The 16,999-nt window shown below is 67.8% G+C and carries 18 protein-coding genes; 8 read left to right on the forward strand and 10 right to left on the reverse strand.

Annotation, left to right across the window (positions count from 1 at the left end; genetic code table 11):
- Positions 1-11: 11 nt before the first annotated feature.
- A complete protein-coding gene (locus ACX40Y_RS01865) occupies positions 12-1,013 on the reverse strand; it encodes a PhoH family protein (RefSeq protein WP_459117829.1) in 1,002 nt (333 codons plus the stop codon).
- Positions 1,014-1,250: 237 nt separating this feature from the next.
- On the opposite strand from ACX40Y_RS01865, the gene ACX40Y_RS01870 reads away from it, so the two are divergent.
- Complete coding sequence (locus tag ACX40Y_RS01870) at positions 1,251-3,020, forward strand: tetratricopeptide repeat-containing sulfotransferase family protein (RefSeq protein ID WP_459117830.1); 1,770 nt, start codon at positions 1,251-1,253, stop codon at positions 3,018-3,020.
- A gap of 52 nt (positions 3,021-3,072) precedes the next feature.
- On the opposite strand, the gene ACX40Y_RS01875 is transcribed toward ACX40Y_RS01870, so the two are convergent.
- The 9 genes from ACX40Y_RS01875 to ACX40Y_RS01915 form a co-directional block, all read right to left on the reverse strand.
- A complete protein-coding gene (locus ACX40Y_RS01875) occupies positions 3,073-3,756 on the reverse strand; it encodes a PEPxxWA-CTERM sorting domain-containing protein (protein ID WP_459117831.1) in 684 nt (227 codons plus the stop codon).
- Positions 3,757-3,920: 164 nt separating this feature from the next.
- Entirely contained in the window at positions 3,921-5,231 is a 1,311-nt protein-coding gene (gene miaB, locus ACX40Y_RS01880) for a tRNA (N6-isopentenyl adenosine(37)-C2)-methylthiotransferase MiaB (protein WP_459117832.1), read from the reverse strand.
- Positions 5,232-5,279: 48 nt separating this feature from the next.
- Positions 5,280-6,152 carry a lysophospholipid acyltransferase family protein gene (locus ACX40Y_RS01885; protein ID WP_459117833.1) on the reverse strand — a complete coding sequence of 291 codons (873 nt, stop codon included), beginning with the start codon at positions 6,150-6,152 and terminating at the stop codon, positions 5,280-5,282.
- Positions 6,130-6,552, reverse strand: coding sequence for a Fur family transcriptional regulator (locus tag ACX40Y_RS01890; protein WP_459117834.1), 423 nt, complete (start codon positions 6,550-6,552; stop codon positions 6,130-6,132). Before ACX40Y_RS01890 ends, ACX40Y_RS01885 begins: the two co-directional genes overlap by 23 nt.
- Before the next feature lie 141 nt (positions 6,553-6,693).
- A complete protein-coding gene (locus ACX40Y_RS01895; protein ID WP_459117835.1) occupies positions 6,694-7,110 on the reverse strand; it encodes a Ros/MucR family transcriptional regulator in 417 nt (138 codons plus the stop codon).
- 114 nt (positions 7,111-7,224) lie between these two features.
- Positions 7,225-7,692, reverse strand: a complete 468-nt coding sequence (locus ACX40Y_RS01900) for a GNAT family N-acetyltransferase (protein WP_459118383.1) — start codon at positions 7,690-7,692, stop codon at positions 7,225-7,227.
- Between the two features lie 2 nt (positions 7,693-7,694).
- Complete coding sequence (tsaB, locus tag ACX40Y_RS01905) at positions 7,695-8,354, reverse strand: tRNA (adenosine(37)-N6)-threonylcarbamoyltransferase complex dimerization subunit type 1 TsaB (RefSeq protein ID WP_459117836.1); 660 nt, start codon at positions 8,352-8,354, stop codon at positions 7,695-7,697.
- A gap of 33 nt (positions 8,355-8,387) precedes the next feature.
- On the reverse strand, positions 8,388-8,981 hold the full coding sequence (locus tag ACX40Y_RS01910; RefSeq protein ID WP_459117837.1) for a malonic semialdehyde reductase: 594 nt from the start codon (positions 8,979-8,981) through the stop codon (positions 8,388-8,390).
- Positions 8,982-9,036: 55 nt separating this feature from the next.
- Entirely contained in the window at positions 9,037-9,612 is a 576-nt protein-coding gene (locus ACX40Y_RS01915) for a NifU family protein (protein ID WP_459117838.1), read from the reverse strand.
- 109 nt (positions 9,613-9,721) lie between these two features.
- Here ACX40Y_RS01915 and ACX40Y_RS01920 point away from each other — a divergent pair, with 109 nt between their 5' ends.
- The 7 genes from ACX40Y_RS01920 (at position 9,722) to trmB (ending at position 16,972) form a co-directional block, all read left to right on the forward strand.
- Positions 9,722-10,600 carry a hypothetical protein gene (locus ACX40Y_RS01920; protein WP_459117839.1) on the forward strand — a complete coding sequence of 293 codons (879 nt, stop codon included), beginning with the start codon at positions 9,722-9,724 and terminating at the stop codon, positions 10,598-10,600.
- A gap of 68 nt (positions 10,601-10,668) precedes the next feature.
- Complete coding sequence (gene lnt / locus ACX40Y_RS01925; RefSeq protein ID WP_459117840.1) at positions 10,669-12,228, forward strand: apolipoprotein N-acyltransferase; 1,560 nt, start codon at positions 10,669-10,671, stop codon at positions 12,226-12,228.
- Positions 12,229-12,302: 74 nt separating this feature from the next.
- Positions 12,303-13,514 carry a methionine adenosyltransferase gene (metK, locus tag ACX40Y_RS01930; RefSeq protein ID WP_459117841.1) on the forward strand — a complete coding sequence of 404 codons (1,212 nt, stop codon included), beginning with the start codon at positions 12,303-12,305 and terminating at the stop codon, positions 13,512-13,514.
- 142 nt (positions 13,515-13,656) lie between these two features.
- Positions 13,657-14,412, forward strand: coding sequence for an EAL domain-containing protein (locus tag ACX40Y_RS01935; RefSeq protein ID WP_459117842.1), 756 nt, complete (start codon positions 13,657-13,659; stop codon positions 14,410-14,412).
- Positions 14,413-14,503: 91 nt separating this feature from the next.
- Positions 14,504-15,265 (forward strand): EAL domain-containing protein, encoded by a 762-nt coding sequence (locus tag ACX40Y_RS01940; RefSeq protein ID WP_459117843.1) that lies wholly within the window; start codon positions 14,504-14,506, stop codon positions 15,263-15,265.
- A 184-nt stretch (positions 15,266-15,449) separates the two neighbouring features.
- Complete coding sequence (locus tag ACX40Y_RS01945; RefSeq protein ID WP_459117844.1) at positions 15,450-16,208, forward strand: EAL domain-containing protein; 759 nt, start codon at positions 15,450-15,452, stop codon at positions 16,206-16,208.
- 83 nt (positions 16,209-16,291) lie between these two features.
- Positions 16,292-16,972: a tRNA (guanine(46)-N(7))-methyltransferase TrmB gene (gene trmB, locus ACX40Y_RS01950; RefSeq protein WP_459117845.1), complete on the forward strand. Its 681-nt coding sequence runs from the start codon at positions 16,292-16,294 to the stop codon at positions 16,970-16,972.
- The last annotated feature ends 27 nt before the right edge of the window (positions 16,973-16,999 follow it).

The following is a 16,999-nucleotide window of genomic DNA, read 5'->3' on the forward strand; positions in this document are numbered from 1 at the left end:
TATCCCGGCGTTCAACCAGCGCCCTCATAGGCCGCGACGATGCGGCCGACGATCGGGTGGCGGACGACATCGCCGATGCCGAACCGGACCATCGAAATGCCCTCGACGCCTTCGAGCCGATCGACCGCATCGTTGAGGCCGGAGGTGCGCGGGCCGCCGGGCAGATCGGTCTGGTTGGGATCGCCGCAGATCACCATCCGGCTGCCCTGACCGAAGCGGGTGAGGAACATCTTCATCTGCATCGGCGTGGTGTTCTGGGCCTCGTCGAGGATCACGAACGCTTCGGAGAGCGTGCGGCCGCGCATGAAGGCGATCGGCGCGATCTCGATCTCGCCGCTCGCGATCCGCCGCTCGACCTGTTCGGCGGGCAGGCAGTCATAGAGCGCGTCGTAGATCGGGCGGAGATAGGGATCGACCTTTTCCTTCATGTCGCCGGGCAGAAAGCCGAGCCGTTCGCCCGCCTCCACCGCCGGACGCGACAGGATCAGCCGCTGGACGCTGCCCGAAATCAGCTGCGCCACCGCCTGCGCGACGGCGAGATAGGTCTTGCCGGTGCCCGCCGGTCCGAGCGCGAAGATCAGATCGTTCGAGGCGAGCTCGCGCATATAGTGCGTCTGCGTCACCGATCGCGGCACGATCGTCTTCTTGCGCGTGCGGATCATCACCGAAGGCTGGGGGCCGCCCGGCGCCTCGGCGCGGACGATGCCGGTGAACATCGGCTCGCTCGACATCGCGATCACCGCATCGATCAGCCCGCCATCGACCGATTCGCCGCGGATCACGCGGCTGTGCAGTTCCTGAAGCACCTCGCGCGCATGCGCGACCGCCTCGGCCGTGCCCTCGATCACGACGCGCTGGCCGCGCGCGTGGATGTACACGCCCAGCCGCTCCTCCAGCATCAGCAGATTGGCGTCGAATTCGCCGAACAGCTGCGGCAGCAGCTGCGGCTTATCGAAATTCACCTCGACCCGGGAACGCTCGCCCGATTGGGCGGGGACAGGCTTGCGGCTCATGCGGTCCTTTCGATGCTGGGGGCGATGCAGCGCGACACGTCGCCCGAGCTGGGCAAACCCTGGCAAGATGCGGAGGTTCCGTTGCGCATGATCGGGATCAGGATGGCAGACCAAGCGCGCGCTGCACAGGGGGTAGATGCGACCGACGACGATATTGCGACGGGTGCTCAGGGCGGGACGAACGATGCCCGTTCTTTCGTTGACAGCCATGCGCGACGCCGCCGATCATCGCGGGCGATGACCATGACTGCCCCGCCGCCCGATTTCGACGCCGCGCTGACCGCAGGCCGCGCGCGGCTTTCGGAACGTGATTTCAGAAGTGCGATCGGTGCCTTGCGCGAGGCGACACGCCTGCAGCCGAACGCGGCGGCGGCGTGGCGGGCGCTGGGCAACGCCCTTCATGGGGCAGGCGAACGGGCAGCGGCGAACGATGCCCATTTGCGCGCGCTCGCCCTGTCGGCAGGCGCGCCCAAGCAACTCGAGGCCGAGCGCGCCTTTGCCGAGGGGCGGCCGCAATTCGCCTATTCGCTGCTGGCACCCCGCCTTGCCGCCGAGCCGACGGACCTTGCCGCGCTCCACCTGATGGCACGCATCGCCACCGCCACCGGTCGCCACAGCGAAGCGATGAAGATGCTCGACGCCGCGCTCGAAATGGCGCCCGGCTTCGAGGCCGCATGGCGGAGCCTGGCCGAATTGCTGCACCGTCTGCCGCCCGCCACCGCGCTCGACGCCGTTGCCAAGCGGCTGGCACGACGGCCCGATGTGCCCGGTTTCCAGTCGCTGCACGCCGCGATGCTCGAACGCAGCGGCGACTATGCCGGCGCGCTGGCGGCGTGGGAGGCGATCCTCGCGACAACACCGGCGCGCGCGGGCGCCTGGGTGGCGCTGGGGCATGTCCGCAAGACGCTGGGCGACGCCGATGGCGCGGCGACCGCCTATCGGCGCGCGCTGGCGATCGATCCGGCCGCCGGCGATGCCTGGTGGGCACTGGCGGACATGAAGGCCTTTCGCTTCACCGCCGACGACACCGCCGCAATCGAGGCGCTCGTCGCGCGCGGAGACCTGGCCGATGCCGTCCGCGCCGACGCGCTGTTCGCGCTCGGCCGCGCGCGCGAGCAGGACGATAATGCGCCGGCCGCCTTCGCCGCCTATCGCGAGGCGAACGGGCTGAAGGCGACGACGCTGCCGCCCTATGATGCCGCCGCTGCCGCTGCGGCGCTGGCCGCCGACCGGGCACTGTTCACCCCCGATTTCTTCGCCGCGCGCGACGGCCAGGGGGCGCCCGATGCCGATCCGATCTTCATCGTCGGCCTACCGCGATCGGGCTCGACGCTGGTCGAACAGATCCTGGCCAGCCACCCGGCGATCGAGGCGACGCGCGAGCTGGGCGACCTGCCCGATCTGGCGCGCGACCTCGCACTGGCCGGTGCGGCACGGCGACGCCCCTATCCCGCCCTGCTCGCCGACCTGCCTGCGGCCGAGTTGCGGCGCATCGGCGAGGCCTATCTGGCGCGAACCCGCTGCCAGCGGCGCGCCGGCACGCCGTTCTTCATTGACAAGCTGCCTGCCAATTTCCGCCATGTCGGCCTGATCCGCACGGTCCTGCCCCATGCCAGGGTGATCGACGTGCGGCGCGACCTGCCCGGCTGCGGCTTTTCGATCTTCAAGCAGAATTTCGCGAGCGGGCACGGCTATGCCTGGCGGCTGGAGGACATCGCCGCGCACTACCGCCATTATGAGGCGACGATGGCGCTGTGGGACGCGGTGTTGCCGGGCTTTGTCCAGCGCGTCGACTATGCCGCGCTGGTCGACGATACGGAGCGCGAGGTCCGCGCGTTGCTCGACTGGCTGGGCCTGCCGTTCGATCCGGCATGCCTGCGCTTCTGGGAAACGCGCCGTCCCGTGCGCACGCCGAGCGGCGATCAGGTTCGCCAGCCGATCTTTCGCGACGGCCTCGATCACTGGCGCCGCTATGCCGACGCGCTCGATTGCTTTCTCGATCGGTAGCGGCGCGGCCGCCATTGAGGGGGCCGCCGGCCGGCAGCCCCCCTTTCGATCGTCAGGCGAACGCGGCGACGCGGAGGCGACGGCGGCGGGCGGCGCCGGCGAGGCCGATGCCGCCGATCATCATCGCCCAACTGGCCGGTTCGGGCACGCCCGAGGCGACATCGTTATAGCCCGAGACGCGGAAATTGAGATCGCAGGTGCCGGATGAGGCGCAGAAGCCGCTATACGGCTGATTGCTCGCCTGGAACAGCGCGGTACCACCGGCATAGACATCGCCCCCCAGCACTTCGCCGGTGTAGATGTTCACTTCCGGCCCCAGCACCACCGCATTGCGATAGCTGCCGGTCGAGATCACCATCGTATACCGGTTGCCCACCACGACATCGGTGCCGGTGAGATCGAAATCGAACCAGGTCGCAGTTCGGTTGTTGATCGAGTCTGGGAGCGTGAACGTTCCGCTGGTGACGACTGAACCGCCAAAGCCTTCGCCGGCGAGCAGTTGATAGGTGATCGGCGTGTTCGCCGAAGAAGGGTTGAGCGCCTCGAACTGGAAACCGAACGAGGTCAGGTGCTGGGCAAAGGCGGTGAAGCTCTGGCCCAGCGGGTCATAGGCCGCGACCGTCACGGCGCGCATGCCAGTGGGCCCGGAGACGACTTCGACCGTCTCGCTGGTCTGCGCCAGCGCCGGTGCAGCCGAAAGCGTGGCGGCAATGGCCGCAATATATGCGAATCGCATGGTTAATATCCCCTGTCGGTTGGAGCACCGGCTTGCACGGCTGGGATGACGGCTTTGCGACAGACACCGCCTAACCGACGGCGCAACCGGGCAAAAATCAGAGGAAGCGCGCCCGGCGCCGTCCCGTTACGACACAACCCGCGAGACGGCAGCGCGGCAGGCCCTCAAGCGATCGCCTGTTCGAGCGCGCGGCCGGCGAGCGAATTGGGGCCGGCGCTGACCAGTTCGACCGTCACCAGTGCACCGATCGGCGCATCGGTTTCGAGATGCACCGATTGCAGCCACGGGGTCTTGCCGATCATCTGTCCGGGTCGCCGCCCCACCCGCTCGATCAGCACGGCGCAGCGCCGGCCGACGCTCGCCTCGTTGAATGCCCGCGAATGCCGTCCCAGCGCCGCCTGGAGCCGTTGCAACCGATCGTCGGCCACGGCGTCGGGCAGGCACTGATCCGCCCATTCGGCCGCCGGCGTGCCGGGGCGCGGCGAATATTTGAAGCTGTAGCACTGGGCATAGCCGACCGCGTCGACGATCCCGAGCGTCTCCTCGAACTCGGCATCGGTCTCGCCGGGGAAGGCGACAATGAAATCGCCAGAAATCGCGATATCGGGACGCGCGGCGCGAACCCGGTCGATGATCCGCAGGTACGAATCGCGCGTGTGGCTGCGGTTCATCGCCTTGAGGATGCGGTCGCTGCCCGCCTGCACCGGCAAATGGAGGTAGGGCATCAGCTTTTCGACGTCGCGATGCGCGTCGATCAGACCCTGGGTCATGTCGTTGGGATGGCTGGTGGTATAGCGGATGCGCGCCAGCCCCTCGATCCGGTCGATCGCGACGATCAGATCGTGGAGGCCGCGACCTTCATCGTCGGACCAAGCGTTGACGTTCTGGCCCAGCAGCGTGATCTCGCGCGCGCCGGCATCGACCAGCGCCTTCGCTTCGTCGACGATCGCCGCGAACGGGCGGCTGATCTCGGCGCCGCGTGTATAGGGCACCACGCAATAGGTGCAGAATTTGTCGCAGCCTTCCTGCACCGTCAGGAACGCGCTGGGCGATACCTTTCGCCGCGCGGGCAAACGACCGAACTTGCTGACCACCGGCATGTCGGTATCGAGCGCCGGCTTGCCCGCCGCCGCCTGTTCGACGAGATCGGGCAGGTTGTGATAGGCCTGTGGCCCGACGACGACATCGATCTTCGCGCGGCGCGCAATCTCCGCCCCTTCGGCCTGCGCCACGCATCCGGCAACCGCGATCATCGGCTTGCCGCTTTCGCGCAGCTTGAGACGGCCGATTTCCGAATAGACCTTTTCAGTGGCCTTTTCGCGGATATGGCAGGTGTTGAGAACGACGAGATCGGCAGCATCGGCATCGGCCGGCGTCAGGCCCTGCGCCGCCATCAGTTCGCCCATGCGCTCGCCGTCATAGACGTTCATCTGGCAGCCATAGGACTTGACGTGAAAGGTCTTGGGACTGGTCATGATCGGCGGCGCTATAGCGCGGGAAGCCGGCGAGAATAAGCCCCGGACTTATCCCGCCGCCGGACGATAGCCGATCGGCTCGTCGGCGAAGCGGAACGGCCGCAGCGGCTCGCCATGCGCGGAGACCAGCGCCGCCTCGATCCGGCGCCGGCATTCGGCGGCAATCGCCTTTCGCCCGGCAAAGTCGCGCGGATCGAACGGCTCCAGGAAATGGACGTCGAGGCGGAAGCCGCCCGGTCGCGCCAGCACGCGCCGGGCGTTGTTCAGCCCCCGCTCCTGCCCGATCCAGGCGATGTCCTCGCCCACTGCGCCGTAATCGAGCATCACCGGCTGGACGAGCACGCCCGCCGGCGGCGGCTCCAGCACGCGCAGCATCGGCGTTTTGAACGGCAGCAGCGATCGGCCGTCGGTGGTGGTGCCTTCGGGGAACACCGTGATCGCCCAGTTCTCGGCCAGCGCCTCGCGCAGCTCGTTGATCTGCGCGGCCACACCCATCCGGTTCTCGCGCTTGACATAGACGGTGCGGTTGAGTCCCGCGAGCCAGCCGACCAGCGGGGAGGCGCCGATCTCCGCCTTGGCGACGAAGGCGGTGCCGCTGGCTCCGCCGAGCGCAAGGATGTCGATCCAGCTCAGATGGTTCGAGACGTAGAAGACGTCGCGCCGGAGCGGCGTGCCCACCCGCCGCACGCGCGCGCCGCTGATCCGCGCTGCGCTCGCCAGGAACAGCCGCGGCCAGGGCGACGGCAGATGCAGCAGCCGGAACAGATAATGGAGCGGCACATGCACCAGCAGCGCGATCACCAGCCGCAGCACGCGGAACCACATCCGCGCCTGCTCGGCGAAGTTCAGCCGGGTCGGGATGCCTTCGGCCGCCGCCTCGCGGCGGACGGCCGCCCGCTCAGTTCTTGCGGTCGAGCGCAACCCCGTAGAGCTCCATGCGGTGATCGACCAGCCGGAAGCCCAGCCGTTCCGCGATCTGCTTCTGGAGCAGTTCGAGCTCGGGATCGACGAATTCGATCACCTTGCCCGATTCGACGTCGATCAGGTGATCGTGATGCGCCTCAGGCGCAGGCTCGTAGCGGGCGCGGCCGTCGCCGAAATCGTGGCGGTCGAGAATGCCCGCCTCCTCGAACAGCCGGACGGTGCGATACACGGTCGCGATCGAGATGCCCGGATCGATCGCCGCCGCCCGCTCATACACCTTCTCGACATCGGGATGGTCCTCCGCATCGGAGAGAACGCGCGCGATCACCTTGCGCTGTTCGGTGATGCGCAGACCCTTTTCGTGGCACAGCGCTTCGAGATCGATCTTTCGAGCCATGCGCGCGATGTAACGCCATTAGCGGCCGGGGAAAAGGCCATGCGTTCAGATCACCGTCATTGATCGAACGCAAAACGCCGGCCACGGGCATGGCCCGGGCCGGCGCCGAATATGATCGTCAGGCGCGATCGCCTTGCGGGATCAGCGGGTCTTGCGACGCTTGGTGCCGAGGCCGATCTTCTTCGCCAGGGTGCGGCGCTGCTCGGCATAGTTCGGGGCGACCATCGGATAGTCGGCCGGCAGGTTCCACTTGGCGCGATACTGTTCCGGGGTCATCTGATAATGGGTCATCAGGTGACGCTTCAGCATCTTCAGCTTCTTACCGTCTTCGAGGCAGACGATATAGTCCGGCTTCACCGAGGCGCGAACCGAAACCGCCGGCTCCTGCTTGACTTCGGGTTCCGCCGGCGCCGTGCCGAGACCGGTCAGCGCGCCATGTACGTTCTGGATGAGCTGGGGAAGGTCCGAAACCGCGACGCTGTTATTGCTGACGTGCGCAGCGACAATATCGGCGGTCAGCGAGACGAGCGTTTCCTGAACGTCAGATGAAATTTCCATGATATTCCTTTCGACCCATATATCGGCGACTATCAGCGTGTCGCCTGAATCGACCCTATCGTGCGAAGTATGACAAATAGCAAGTCAGGCACTACTCAGTTCTGCAAAAATTTGTCAAAGGCGGCGTGCCAAAGTGAGAGCATCGAACGACCGGCCGTTAGTCCCGCGATAATAGCCGGGGCGTCGCCCCACTTTTTCAAAGCCTTCGCGCTGGTATAGCTGGACTGCGTCGTTGTTCGCCCGCATTTCAAGATGAACGGTAACTGCGCCGCGGTGTTGCGCTTCGGCAATAACCGCACGCAACAAGGCGCCGCCCACGCCGCGCCGGCGCATCGCGGGCTGAGTCGCCAGCAGCAGCAACTCAGCTTCGTCGAGCATCGATCGCGCCATCGCGAAGCCGCAATCGACGCCTTCGTGGCGCGCGATCACCAGCCACACGCCCGAAAGCGCCATCATCCCCATGCACTGAGCGGTGGTCCATGCCTCGCCGTAAAGTGGATCGAACGCGGTCCGCATGATCCGGTCGACGGCGGGCAGATCATGCACCCCGCCTTCGCGCAGTTCGATCGCGGGCAGGACCATGCTCATTGTCCCCCCGCGGGGGCCAGGCCCCGTTCCGCCAGCGTCCGTGCATCGGGGGCGCGGCCATAGATCGGGCGCGGCGGCAGGGCGGCACCGGCAGCGGGGAGCAGCACCGCATCGGCGGCGCGCGGCAATGCCTCGCGCAGATCGAGCCCGTCCGACAATGCGGCCAGATGGCGGACGCCGCTGCCGATCGCGACGCGCCCGTCGAGCGCCGCCAGGACGGCGTCGGGCCGCAGCGACACCAGCGGATCGGTCTCGCGGAACGGGCCGGCGGCAAAACCCTGGACGAACAGTTCGCCATGCCCGCCTTCGAGCACGACCGCCAGCCGGTCGAGCCCCGGATCGCCGGCAAAGGCGGCGCCGGCGATGAGCGCGAGCGACGAATAGCCGCTCGCCGGCACGCCCCAGCCGATCGCCAGTCCGCGCGCGGCAGCGAGCCCGACGCGCACGCCGGTGAAGCTGCCGGGGCCGACATCGACGACGATCGCATCGGCGCGCCCGCCGCCGGGCAATTCGCCGATCATCGGGATCAGCCGTTCGGCATGGCCGCGCCCCACCACCTCATGCGCCTGGGCGATCACCTCTCCCCCGGCGATCAGCGCCACCGAACAGGCAGCGGTGGCGGTTTCGATGACGAGCGTTCGCGGCATGATGGACATTGGCCCCGCGCTACTCAATCGCGGGGCACAAGGTCAAATCACCGTGTTGAACCTGTCGAATTCGGGCCGCGGCGAACGCGGGAAGATCGTCGACGGATCGCCGACGCCCAGCGTCGAGATGAAGTTCGACTTCACCATCGGCTGGTCGCCGAAGAACGCTTCGTCGACCTTGGCATTGTCGAAGCCCGACATCGGCCCGGTGTCGAGCCCGATCGCGCGCGCCGCCATGATGAAATAGGCGCCCTGGAGCGAGGAATTGCGGAACGCCTGTTCGCGGCGCCCTTCCTCGGTGGGGAACCAGTTCTTCGCTTCCGGCGCGTGCGGAAACAGCTCGGGAAGATGCTCGTGAAAATCGATGTCGTAGCCGATGATGACGCTGGCCGGGGCCTTGCGGATCTTGTCGGCATTGCTGCCGCTGGCGAGCGCGGCGAGCTTGTCTTTGCCATCCTGGCTCAGGATCCAGACGAAGCGCGCCGATTGCTGGTTGACCGATGTCGGCCCCATCTTGAGCAGGTCGTAGATCCGCTCGATGTCCGCCTGGGTGACGGGCGTGTCGGTATAGCCGTTATAGGTGCGCGCGGTGCGGAACATCGTGTCGAGCGCGACATCGTCGAGCGGTTGGCCCATTCAGCCAGTCCTTTCGGTTTCGGGTGGGGAGGAAGGTCGCCGGTTGCGCGGACGTTCAGACCGCGCGGACCTCGGTCACTTCAGGCACATAATATTTGAGCAGCTGTTCGATGCCGTTCTTGAGCGTCGCGGTCGATGACGGACAACCCGCGCAGGCACCCTGCATCTGCAGATAGACTTTGCCCTGATCGAAGCCGCGATAGATGATGTCGCCGCCATCGTTCGCCACCGCCGGGCGGATGCGCGTCTCGATCAATTCGCGGATCTGCGCGACGATGTCCGCATCGGCGGGATCATCGCCGAAATCGGCCGATTCCGCCGGCACGCTGAACCCTGCCGCCGAGCCCTGGCGGAACAGCGGCATGTTCGCGGAGAAGTGATCGAGCAGGATGCCGAGCACGTCGGGCTTCAGCGCGTGCCACTCGGTGCCGGGTGCGGCGGTGACCGAGATGAAGTCGCGACCGAAGAACACGCCGGTGACGTCGCCCAGCCCGAACAGCGCCTCGGCCAGCGGCGATGCTTCCGCATCCTCGGGCGTCGCGAAATCGCGCGTGCCGGCCTCCATCACCGTCCTGCCCGGCAGGAACTTGAGCGTCGCGGGATTGGGTGTGGCTTCGGTTTCGATCAACATGACGTCCAAATGGGCGCAGCCTTGCGCTGGATCAAGCGGGTTGCCTGAAACAATAGGTTGCCTAAACTGCGTGCCAGACCGCGACGGTCGCCCGACCAGGATCGCTGCCATGCAGGAGGAGATCGAGATGCTGTTTCCGTTGATCCTGGCACTGACCGCAACAGCCACCGAGCCCGCCGGGCAGGATTCGCAGTCGATCGTCGTCACCGCCGAACAGCGCGCCAACGATCAGGCGCTGCGCGCCTTCGTCCACGGCGTGTCCGCCCGCGGCCCGGCGACCGAGCCGCTTGCGCGCTTTACCGGCACCGTCTGCGTCGGCGCCACCGGCCTGCCTGCCGAGGCGAACCGCGCGATCGTCGATCGCGTGTCCGGCACCGCCGCGTCGCTGGGGCTGCGCGTCGGCGAACCGGGTTGCACGCCCAACCTGATCGTCCTGTTCGTCGAAAATGGCAGCGCCGCGGTGCGCCGTCTGGCGAAGGGCAATTCCAATGCGCTCGAAGGCGCGTCGATCCCTGAGATCCGTCGGATCCGCGACGAGCCCGGCCGTGCCCGCGCCTGGATTTCGACCGAGACGCTCAGCCGCGACGGCGACCGGCCCACCCGTTACATCAGCGACCCGGCGTTCCTGACGGTCAGTGCGTCGACGCGACTTTCCTCGCCCGTCCGGCGCGACATTGTCCGTTCGACCGTGCTGATCGATCGCGACGCCGTCGCCGGCATGAACCTGGCGCGCGTCGCCGATTATGTGGCGATGCGCGGGCTGAGCGGCGCGCGGCCGCAGCCCGATCTGGGCACCGCATCGATCCTGTCGCTGTTCGCGCCGGGCGGCGATCAAACGGCGCCGGCGGCGATGACCGAGGTCGATCGCGGCTATCTGGAAGGGCTTTATGCCGGCAGCGGCGACCGGCTGCCGCGCATCCAGCAGGCGGCGATCGCGCGGCACATCCGCGATACAGTCGCCGCCGGCACAGGCGGCGGGGACGACTGAGCGAACGGCGGGCGGCGGCCCGCGACGCCCCCTCCCCCTCGGCGCCGGCATGGTGTAGGCCGCGCCCGATGTTCGGTCGCCCGCTCCTCGTCTCGTTCGCCCTCGGCCTGCTTTCCGCGACCGGCTTCGCGCCGCTCGACTGGTGGCCGGTCACCCTGTTCTGCGTTGCCGGGTTCCTGGCGCTGATCCATTCCGCGCCCGGCCTGCGCGCGGCGCTGCTGCGCGGCTGGCTGTTCGGGCTCGGCCATTTCACGCTGGGCAACAACTGGATCCAGCACGCCTTCGACTATCAGGACAAGATGCCGCCGGTGCTTGGCTATTTCGCCGTCGTCCTGCTGGCGGTGTATCTGGCCGTCTATCCCGCGATCGTCGGCGGCGCGGCGTGGCTGTTCGCGCGACGGGTGAAGCCCCGATCGGGCTGGGTCGAGCCGGACCTCGGCTATGTGCTCGCCGCCGCCGCCGCCTGGACGATCACCGAATGGCTGCGCGGCGTGCTTTTCACCGGCTATCCCTGGAACCCGCTGGGCGTGATCTGGGTGCCGGTGCCGGGCGTTCGCAACGTCGCGACGCTCGTCGGCACCTATGCGCTGTCGGGGCTGACGGTGGCGGCGGCGGGCACGCTCTACCTCGCCAGCCAGCGCCAGTACCGCGCCTTCGCGGTGGCCGCCGCCGCGCTGCTGGCACTGCATTTCGGCTGGTCCGATCGCTGCGACCATATCCGCTGCATCAGCACCGCGAGCGGCACCGAGGCGGTGATCGTCCAGCCGAACATCGGCCAGGATGCGGTGAGCCGCCCCGATTATGCCGAATATGTGCTCAGCCGCATGATCGCGCTGAGCGGCAAGCCCGGGCCGCTGCCGCGCCTCGTCGTGTGGCCCGAAGGCATGGTCGATTACTATGTCGAGGACGGCTATCCGCCCCAATGGTATCGCCAGGACCCCCGGCTGGTCCGTGCGCGCATCGCCGCGATGCTCGGCCCCTATGATCGCGCGCTGATCGGCGGCAACGCGCTCGAATTCGGCCGTGACGATCAGTTGCAGGGCGCGGGCAATTCGGTCTGGGCACTGGGGCCGGACGGCATGCTCGGCGGGCGCTACGACAAGGCGCATCTGGTGCCCTATGGCGAATATCTGCCGATGCGCCCGCTGCTCGCGCCGCTCGGCCTCGCCCGGCTGGTGATGGGCGATATCGACTTCCTCGCCGGCCCCGGCCCGCGCGCGATCGCCGTGCCCGGCTTCGGCAATGCCGGCATCCAGATCTGCTACGAGATCATCTTTTCCGGCCAGGTGGTAGACCAAGCGCACCGCCCGGACTTCCTGTTCAACCCTTCCAACGACGCCTGGTTCGGCCGCTGGGGACCGCCGCAGCATCTGGCGCAGGCGCGGCTGCGCGCGATCGAGGAAGGCCTGCCGATCCTGCGTTCCACGCCCACGGGCATTTCAGCACTGATCGACGGGCATGGCGGGCTGCTCGGCACCGTCCCCCCCAACGAAGCGGGGGCGATCCGCCTGCCGCTGCCCCGCCCGCTGCCGCCCACACTGTTTTCAAGGGTTGGCAACTGGATGGTGCTGCTGATGGCGGCGGCACTGGGATTGTTCGCGATTGCCAATCGCCGGCTGTCCCGCTAGGGGGAAGATATAAGGAAAGCTTTATATGGGCATGGCAACGGCCCGGCGCTCCTTTCCCCAAACGAGGAATTTTCATGCGTTCCAACTATCTCTTCACCTCCGAATCGGTTTCCGAAGGTCATCCCGACAAGGTCGCCGACCAGATTTCCGACGCGATCGTCGACCTGTTCCTGTCGAAGGATCCGGAGGCGCGCATCGCCTGCGAGACGCTAACGACCACCCAGCTCGTCGTGCTGGCCGGCGAGATCCGCTGCAAGGGCGTGTACGAGAACGGCGCCTGGGCGCCGGGCGCAGAGGCGGAAATCGAGAAGACCGTTCGCGAGACGGTGAAGCGCATCGGCTATGAGCAGTCGGGCTTCCACTGGGAAACCTTCCGCTTCGAGAACAACCTGCACGCCCAGTCCGCGCATATCGCGCAGGGCGTGGACGCCAGCGGCAACAAGGACGAAGGCGCCGGCGACCAGGGCATCATGTTCGGCTTCGCCTGCGACGAGACGCCCGACCTGATGCCGGCGACGCTCGACTACAGCCACAAGATCCTGCAGCGCATGGCGCAGGACCGCCATTCGGGCGCGGCGCCGTTCCTCGAGCCGGACGCCAAGAGCCAGGTCACGCTGCGCTTCGACAACGGCAAGCCGGTGGCCGCCACCGCGATCGTCGTGTCGACCCAGCATGCGCCGGGCTATGACACCGGCGCCAAGGAAGCCGAGCTGCACGCCTATGTGAAGAAGGTCGTCGCCGACATTCTTCCGGCCGAGCTGCTGTCGGACGCGACCGAGTACCACATCAACCCGACCGGCTCGTTCGAAATCGGCGGCCCGGACGGTGACGCAGGGCTCACCGGCCGCAAGATCATCGTCGACACCTATGGCGGCGCCAGCCCGCATGGCGGCGGCGCGTTCAGCGGCAAGGACCCGACCAAGGTCGACCGTTCGGCGGCGTACATCACCCGCTATCTCGCCAAGAACATCGTCGCGGCCGGCCTCGCCACGCGCTGCACGATCCAGCTCGCCTACGCCATCGGCGTGTCGAAGCCGCTGTCGCTCTATGTCGACACCCATGGCACCGGCACGGTGGGCGACGACAAGATCGAGCAGGCGATCCAGGGCATCGCGAAGCTCGGCGGCCTCACCCCGCGCGGCATCCGCACGCACCTCGGCCTCAACAAGCCGATCTATGCGCGCACCGCCGCTTATGGCCATTTCGGCCGCAAGCCCGAGGGCGATTTCTTCCCCTGGGAGCGCACCGACCTGGTCGACGATCTGAAGGCCGCGCTCGCCGCCTGACAGTCACGTCCACGGACATGAAAACAGCCCCGCCGGCCCTGCCGCGCGGGGCTTTTTCATGCGCGCGCGCCACGACCGGCGCGGCGACCCTCTATAAGACTCGCTGTCCCGCATGGTTAACGCGGGGGATAGGGAGTAGTGGATGGTTCTCGACGCAGAGGACCGGCAGCTTGCAGCGTCGACCGGCCCGCATCTGGCATTTCGGCCCATCTATGATGTCGTGGGCAAACGGGTGTTCGCCTATGAGGCGATGCTGTGCGGCCCCGATGGCGAGGATGGCGACGAGGTGCTGGCGATGCTGCCGGCACACCAGCATGCCGAACTCCATCGCCGCGTCGTCGCCGCCACGATCTATCGCGCAATGGCCGCCGGGCTGGGTGAGACGAGCGCGCGGCTGATGATCCCGGTCCACGGCGCCGCCGCGCTGGACGCCGAAACCTCGATCGCCACCGCATTGGATGCCGGCCGCCGCAGCGGGCTGGTGCCCGAACGGATGGTCTTCGCCATCCACGGCTATACCGACATTCCCGGACAGCAGCTCGCCGAGCTGGTCGACGGCCATCGCCGCATCGGCAGCGTCACCGCATTCATCGGGCTCGGCCATGATCCGATCGGGTTCAGCCCGTGCGCCCGCTATCGCCCGGCGATGGTCCGGCTCGACCGCGAGCTGGTGAACGGCATCGATGCCAGCTGGTCGCGCCGGCTGATGCTGGAGGAGCTGACCCCGCGACTGCGCGACCTGGGCATGCGCATCATCGCGGACGGCGTCACGCGCGAATCGGTGCTGCAGCGGCTGCGCAGTTTCGGCATCTTCCACATCCAGGGCGAGCTGGTGGCGCCGGCGATGCCGCACCGGCTGCCGTCGCCCCGGCTTCCCCAGGCGGCCGCCAGCGCCTGACACCCGGAACAGCCCCGGCCACCCCGTCAATGCGCGGGTAACGAATAGTGCATAATGCTGACGATACGGGGATCCAGCTTGGAGATGCCCCGTGCTCGACCAACCCGTATCCGTTCCGCGCCAGGAACCGCTTCCCCGGGACTGGTTTGCGATGGCGTTCCAGCCCGTCGTGAACACAACCACGCTCTATATCACCGCCTATGAAGCCACGTTTCGCGGCCCGGACGGCGAACATGCCGCCGCGTTTGTGGATACGCTTCCCGAAGCGGCGCGGCCGACCTTCGATCTGCGCTGCCGCATCGCCGCAATCGAACAGGCGATCGCGCTGGGGCTCGTCGAACGGCACGTCCGCCTCGCGGTCAAGGTGATGCCGACCTATATCACCGATCCGGTCGCCGATGCGGAACGCATGCAGCGCATCGTCCGCCGCCTGAACTTTCCGGCGCGCGAACTGGTGCTCGAATTCAGCGACCGCGACGATCTGGAAAGCGACAAGATGGTCGCGCTGGTGAAGGCATATCGCAAGCTGGGCTTTCTGATCGCGTTCGACGATTTCGGCGCGGGCGACATGGGGCTCGACCTGCTTTCCGTGCTCACGCCGGACACGCTCAAGCTGGCACCCGAGCTGGTTCACAGCCTGTGCAGCAGCTGGGCCAAGCGGATCGTGGTCGAGCGCGTCGTCGACATCGCGACACGCGGGCGAATCCGGCTGATCGCGGAGGGCGTCTCCACCCGCGCCGAACATGACCGGCTGCGCGCGCTGGGCGTCACGCTGATGCAGGGCGATCTGATCGCGCCGCCCCAGCTCGGCGCGCTGCCGGGGCCGGCCCTCACGCTGGGCACCGCTGCCTGACGGCGACGGGCGGCTGCGCGACTCGGTATCGGCATCGCGCAGCCGCGTGCGCAGCGGGTGGCAAGCTTCGTAGAATCCCCATTCGGTCGATACCGCTGCGGCGACGCACGGAATGGGCGGCCCGGCAAGACGTTGTTAATCATCATCATAACCCCGGAAGAGACCGGGCCGGTGAGGAGTAACGATGTTCGAGCCGCTCCAGATTCGCGTTGACCTGCAACCGATCGCTTCGCTGGGATCGCCCGTCCCCTTCGCATGGCACGCTTATGCCACCGCCGGCGGACAGGGCTTCCACGCGCTGGCGGCGCGGCTGGCGCCCGAGGACCGGCCCGCGCTGAATGCCCATCGGACCGCGCGGGCGATCGAGGCGGCGGTGGACGCCGGAATCGCCGATGGCGACGCACTGCTCGTGCTGCCGCTCTGCGCCGCGACCGCCAGCCCGGATCGCCTGCTCGCCGATCTGTTCCGCGCGGCGCTGGTCCATCGTTTTCCCGTCGACCGGATCGTCGTCGAGATCAGCGCGGACGAGCGCGTCGACCGGGACCGGGCGGCCGCACTGATCGAGGCCTGCACGAACCGGGGCCTGATGGTCAGCCTTTCGGCCTTTGCCGCCGGGCCGGTCGCGCTCGGCCTGCTCGCGCATTTCACCCCCCGGATGCTCCGCTTCGATTCGGCGCTGGTCCGTCGCCTCGAATCGGCGCCCTCGCGCCAGCGCATCGTCGAAGGCGTGGTGCGGCTTGCGCGCGGCATGGGCGTCGCCGTCATCGCACCGGGCGTGCATGGCGATGCCGAACGCGAGGCCGCGCTGGCGGCGGGCATCCGGCATTTTCAGGAGCAGCCGATCGTCGCATCGCTCGCCGCGCCAAGCCGGACCGCCGCGGCGGCCGCTGCCAGCGCCGTCCACGCGCGCCGCGCTGCGTCCGCCACCGTTTTCGCCGGATAGGCGCCACCGCGCCCGCTGCATCGGCGGGACGACCGCAACGGGGGTTTGCCTGCAACGGCCGGCGCGACTATGCGCTGCGTCGCATGGCCGATCCGACCACCATTCGCCGCCTTTACGGCCGCCGCCAGGGGCACAAGCTGCGCCAGGGCCAGTCCGAACTCGTCGAGACGCTGCTGCCGCAGGTCAGCGTGCCCGAAACCGGGCCGCTCGATGCCGCGACATTGTTTGGCGACGATCGCCCGATCGCGTTCGAGATCGGCTTTGGCGGCGGCGAGCATCTGGCCGGCCAGGCGATCCGGCGCCCTGCGCACGGCTTTATCGGCTGCGAACCCTTTCTCAACGGCGTGGTCGGCGCGCTCAATCACATCCGTGACGATGCGCTGGGCAATGTCCGGCTGCATATGGGCGACGCGCTGGGCGTGCTCGAACGCCTGCCCGATGCGAGCCTGACCGACGTCTATCTGCTCCACCCCGATCCCTGGCCGAAGGCGCGCCATGCGAAGCGGCGGATGATCAACCACGGCCCGCTCGACATGATCGCCGCCAAGCTGCGCAGCGGCGGGGAATTCCGCCTGGGCACCGATGATCCCACCTATTGCCGCTGGGCAATGATGGTGATGGGCCAGCGCAGCGACTTCGAATGGCTGGCGCAGACGTCGCAGGATTTCCTCACCCGCCCGGCCGACTGGCCGGAGACGCGCTATGAACGCAAGGCGCGCCGCAAGGGGCATGAAGTCTGGTACTTCCGCTATCGTCGCCGTTGAGGCGCGACGGCGCCGCGCGGTCGGCAC

The sequence above is a fragment of the Sphingomonas sp. RS6 genome (assembly GCF_054489705.1).

What these genes read in the sequence shown, in the direction of transcription:
- ACX40Y_RS01935 (WP_459117842.1), top strand. Translation starts at nt 13,657, where the DNA reads ATGGTTCTCGACGCAGAGGACCGGCAGCTTGCAGCGTCGACCGGCCCG.
- trmB (WP_459117845.1), top strand. Translation starts at nt 16,292, where the DNA reads ATGGCCGATCCGACCACCATTCGCCGCCTTTACGGCCGCCGCCAGGGG.
- ACX40Y_RS01900 (WP_459118383.1), bottom strand. Translation starts at nt 7,692, where the DNA reads ATGGTCCTGCCCGCGATCGAACTGCGCGAAGGCGGGGTGCATGATCTG.
- metK (WP_459117841.1), top strand. Translation starts at nt 12,303, where the DNA reads ATGCGTTCCAACTATCTCTTCACCTCCGAATCGGTTTCCGAAGGTCAT.
- tsaB (WP_459117836.1), bottom strand. Translation starts at nt 8,354, where the DNA reads ATGTCCATCATGCCGCGAACGCTCGTCATCGAAACCGCCACCGCTGCC.
- ACX40Y_RS01865 (WP_459117829.1), bottom strand. Translation starts at nt 1,013, where the DNA reads ATGAGCCGCAAGCCTGTCCCCGCCCAATCGGGCGAGCGTTCCCGGGTC.
- ACX40Y_RS01890 (WP_459117834.1), bottom strand. Translation starts at nt 6,552, where the DNA reads ATGGCTCGAAAGATCGATCTCGAAGCGCTGTGCCACGAAAAGGGTCTG.
- ACX40Y_RS01910 (WP_459117837.1), bottom strand. Translation starts at nt 8,981, where the DNA reads ATGGGCCAACCGCTCGACGATGTCGCGCTCGACACGATGTTCCGCACC.
- ACX40Y_RS01945 (WP_459117844.1), top strand. Translation starts at nt 15,450, where the DNA reads ATGTTCGAGCCGCTCCAGATTCGCGTTGACCTGCAACCGATCGCTTCG.
- ACX40Y_RS01920 (WP_459117839.1), top strand. Translation starts at nt 9,722, where the DNA reads ATGCAGGAGGAGATCGAGATGCTGTTTCCGTTGATCCTGGCACTGACC.
- ACX40Y_RS01870 (WP_459117830.1), top strand. Translation starts at nt 1,251, where the DNA reads ATGACCATGACTGCCCCGCCGCCCGATTTCGACGCCGCGCTGACCGCA.
- ACX40Y_RS01875 (WP_459117831.1), bottom strand. Translation starts at nt 3,756, where the DNA reads ATGCGATTCGCATATATTGCGGCCATTGCCGCCACGCTTTCGGCTGCA.
- ACX40Y_RS01915 (WP_459117838.1), bottom strand. Translation starts at nt 9,612, where the DNA reads ATGTTGATCGAAACCGAAGCCACACCCAATCCCGCGACGCTCAAGTTC.
- ACX40Y_RS01895 (WP_459117835.1), bottom strand. Translation starts at nt 7,110, where the DNA reads ATGGAAATTTCATCTGACGTTCAGGAAACGCTCGTCTCGCTGACCGCC.
- lnt (WP_459117840.1), top strand. Translation starts at nt 10,669, where the DNA reads ATGTTCGGTCGCCCGCTCCTCGTCTCGTTCGCCCTCGGCCTGCTTTCC.
- miaB (WP_459117832.1), bottom strand. Translation starts at nt 5,231, where the DNA reads ATGACCAGTCCCAAGACCTTTCACGTCAAGTCCTATGGCTGCCAGATG.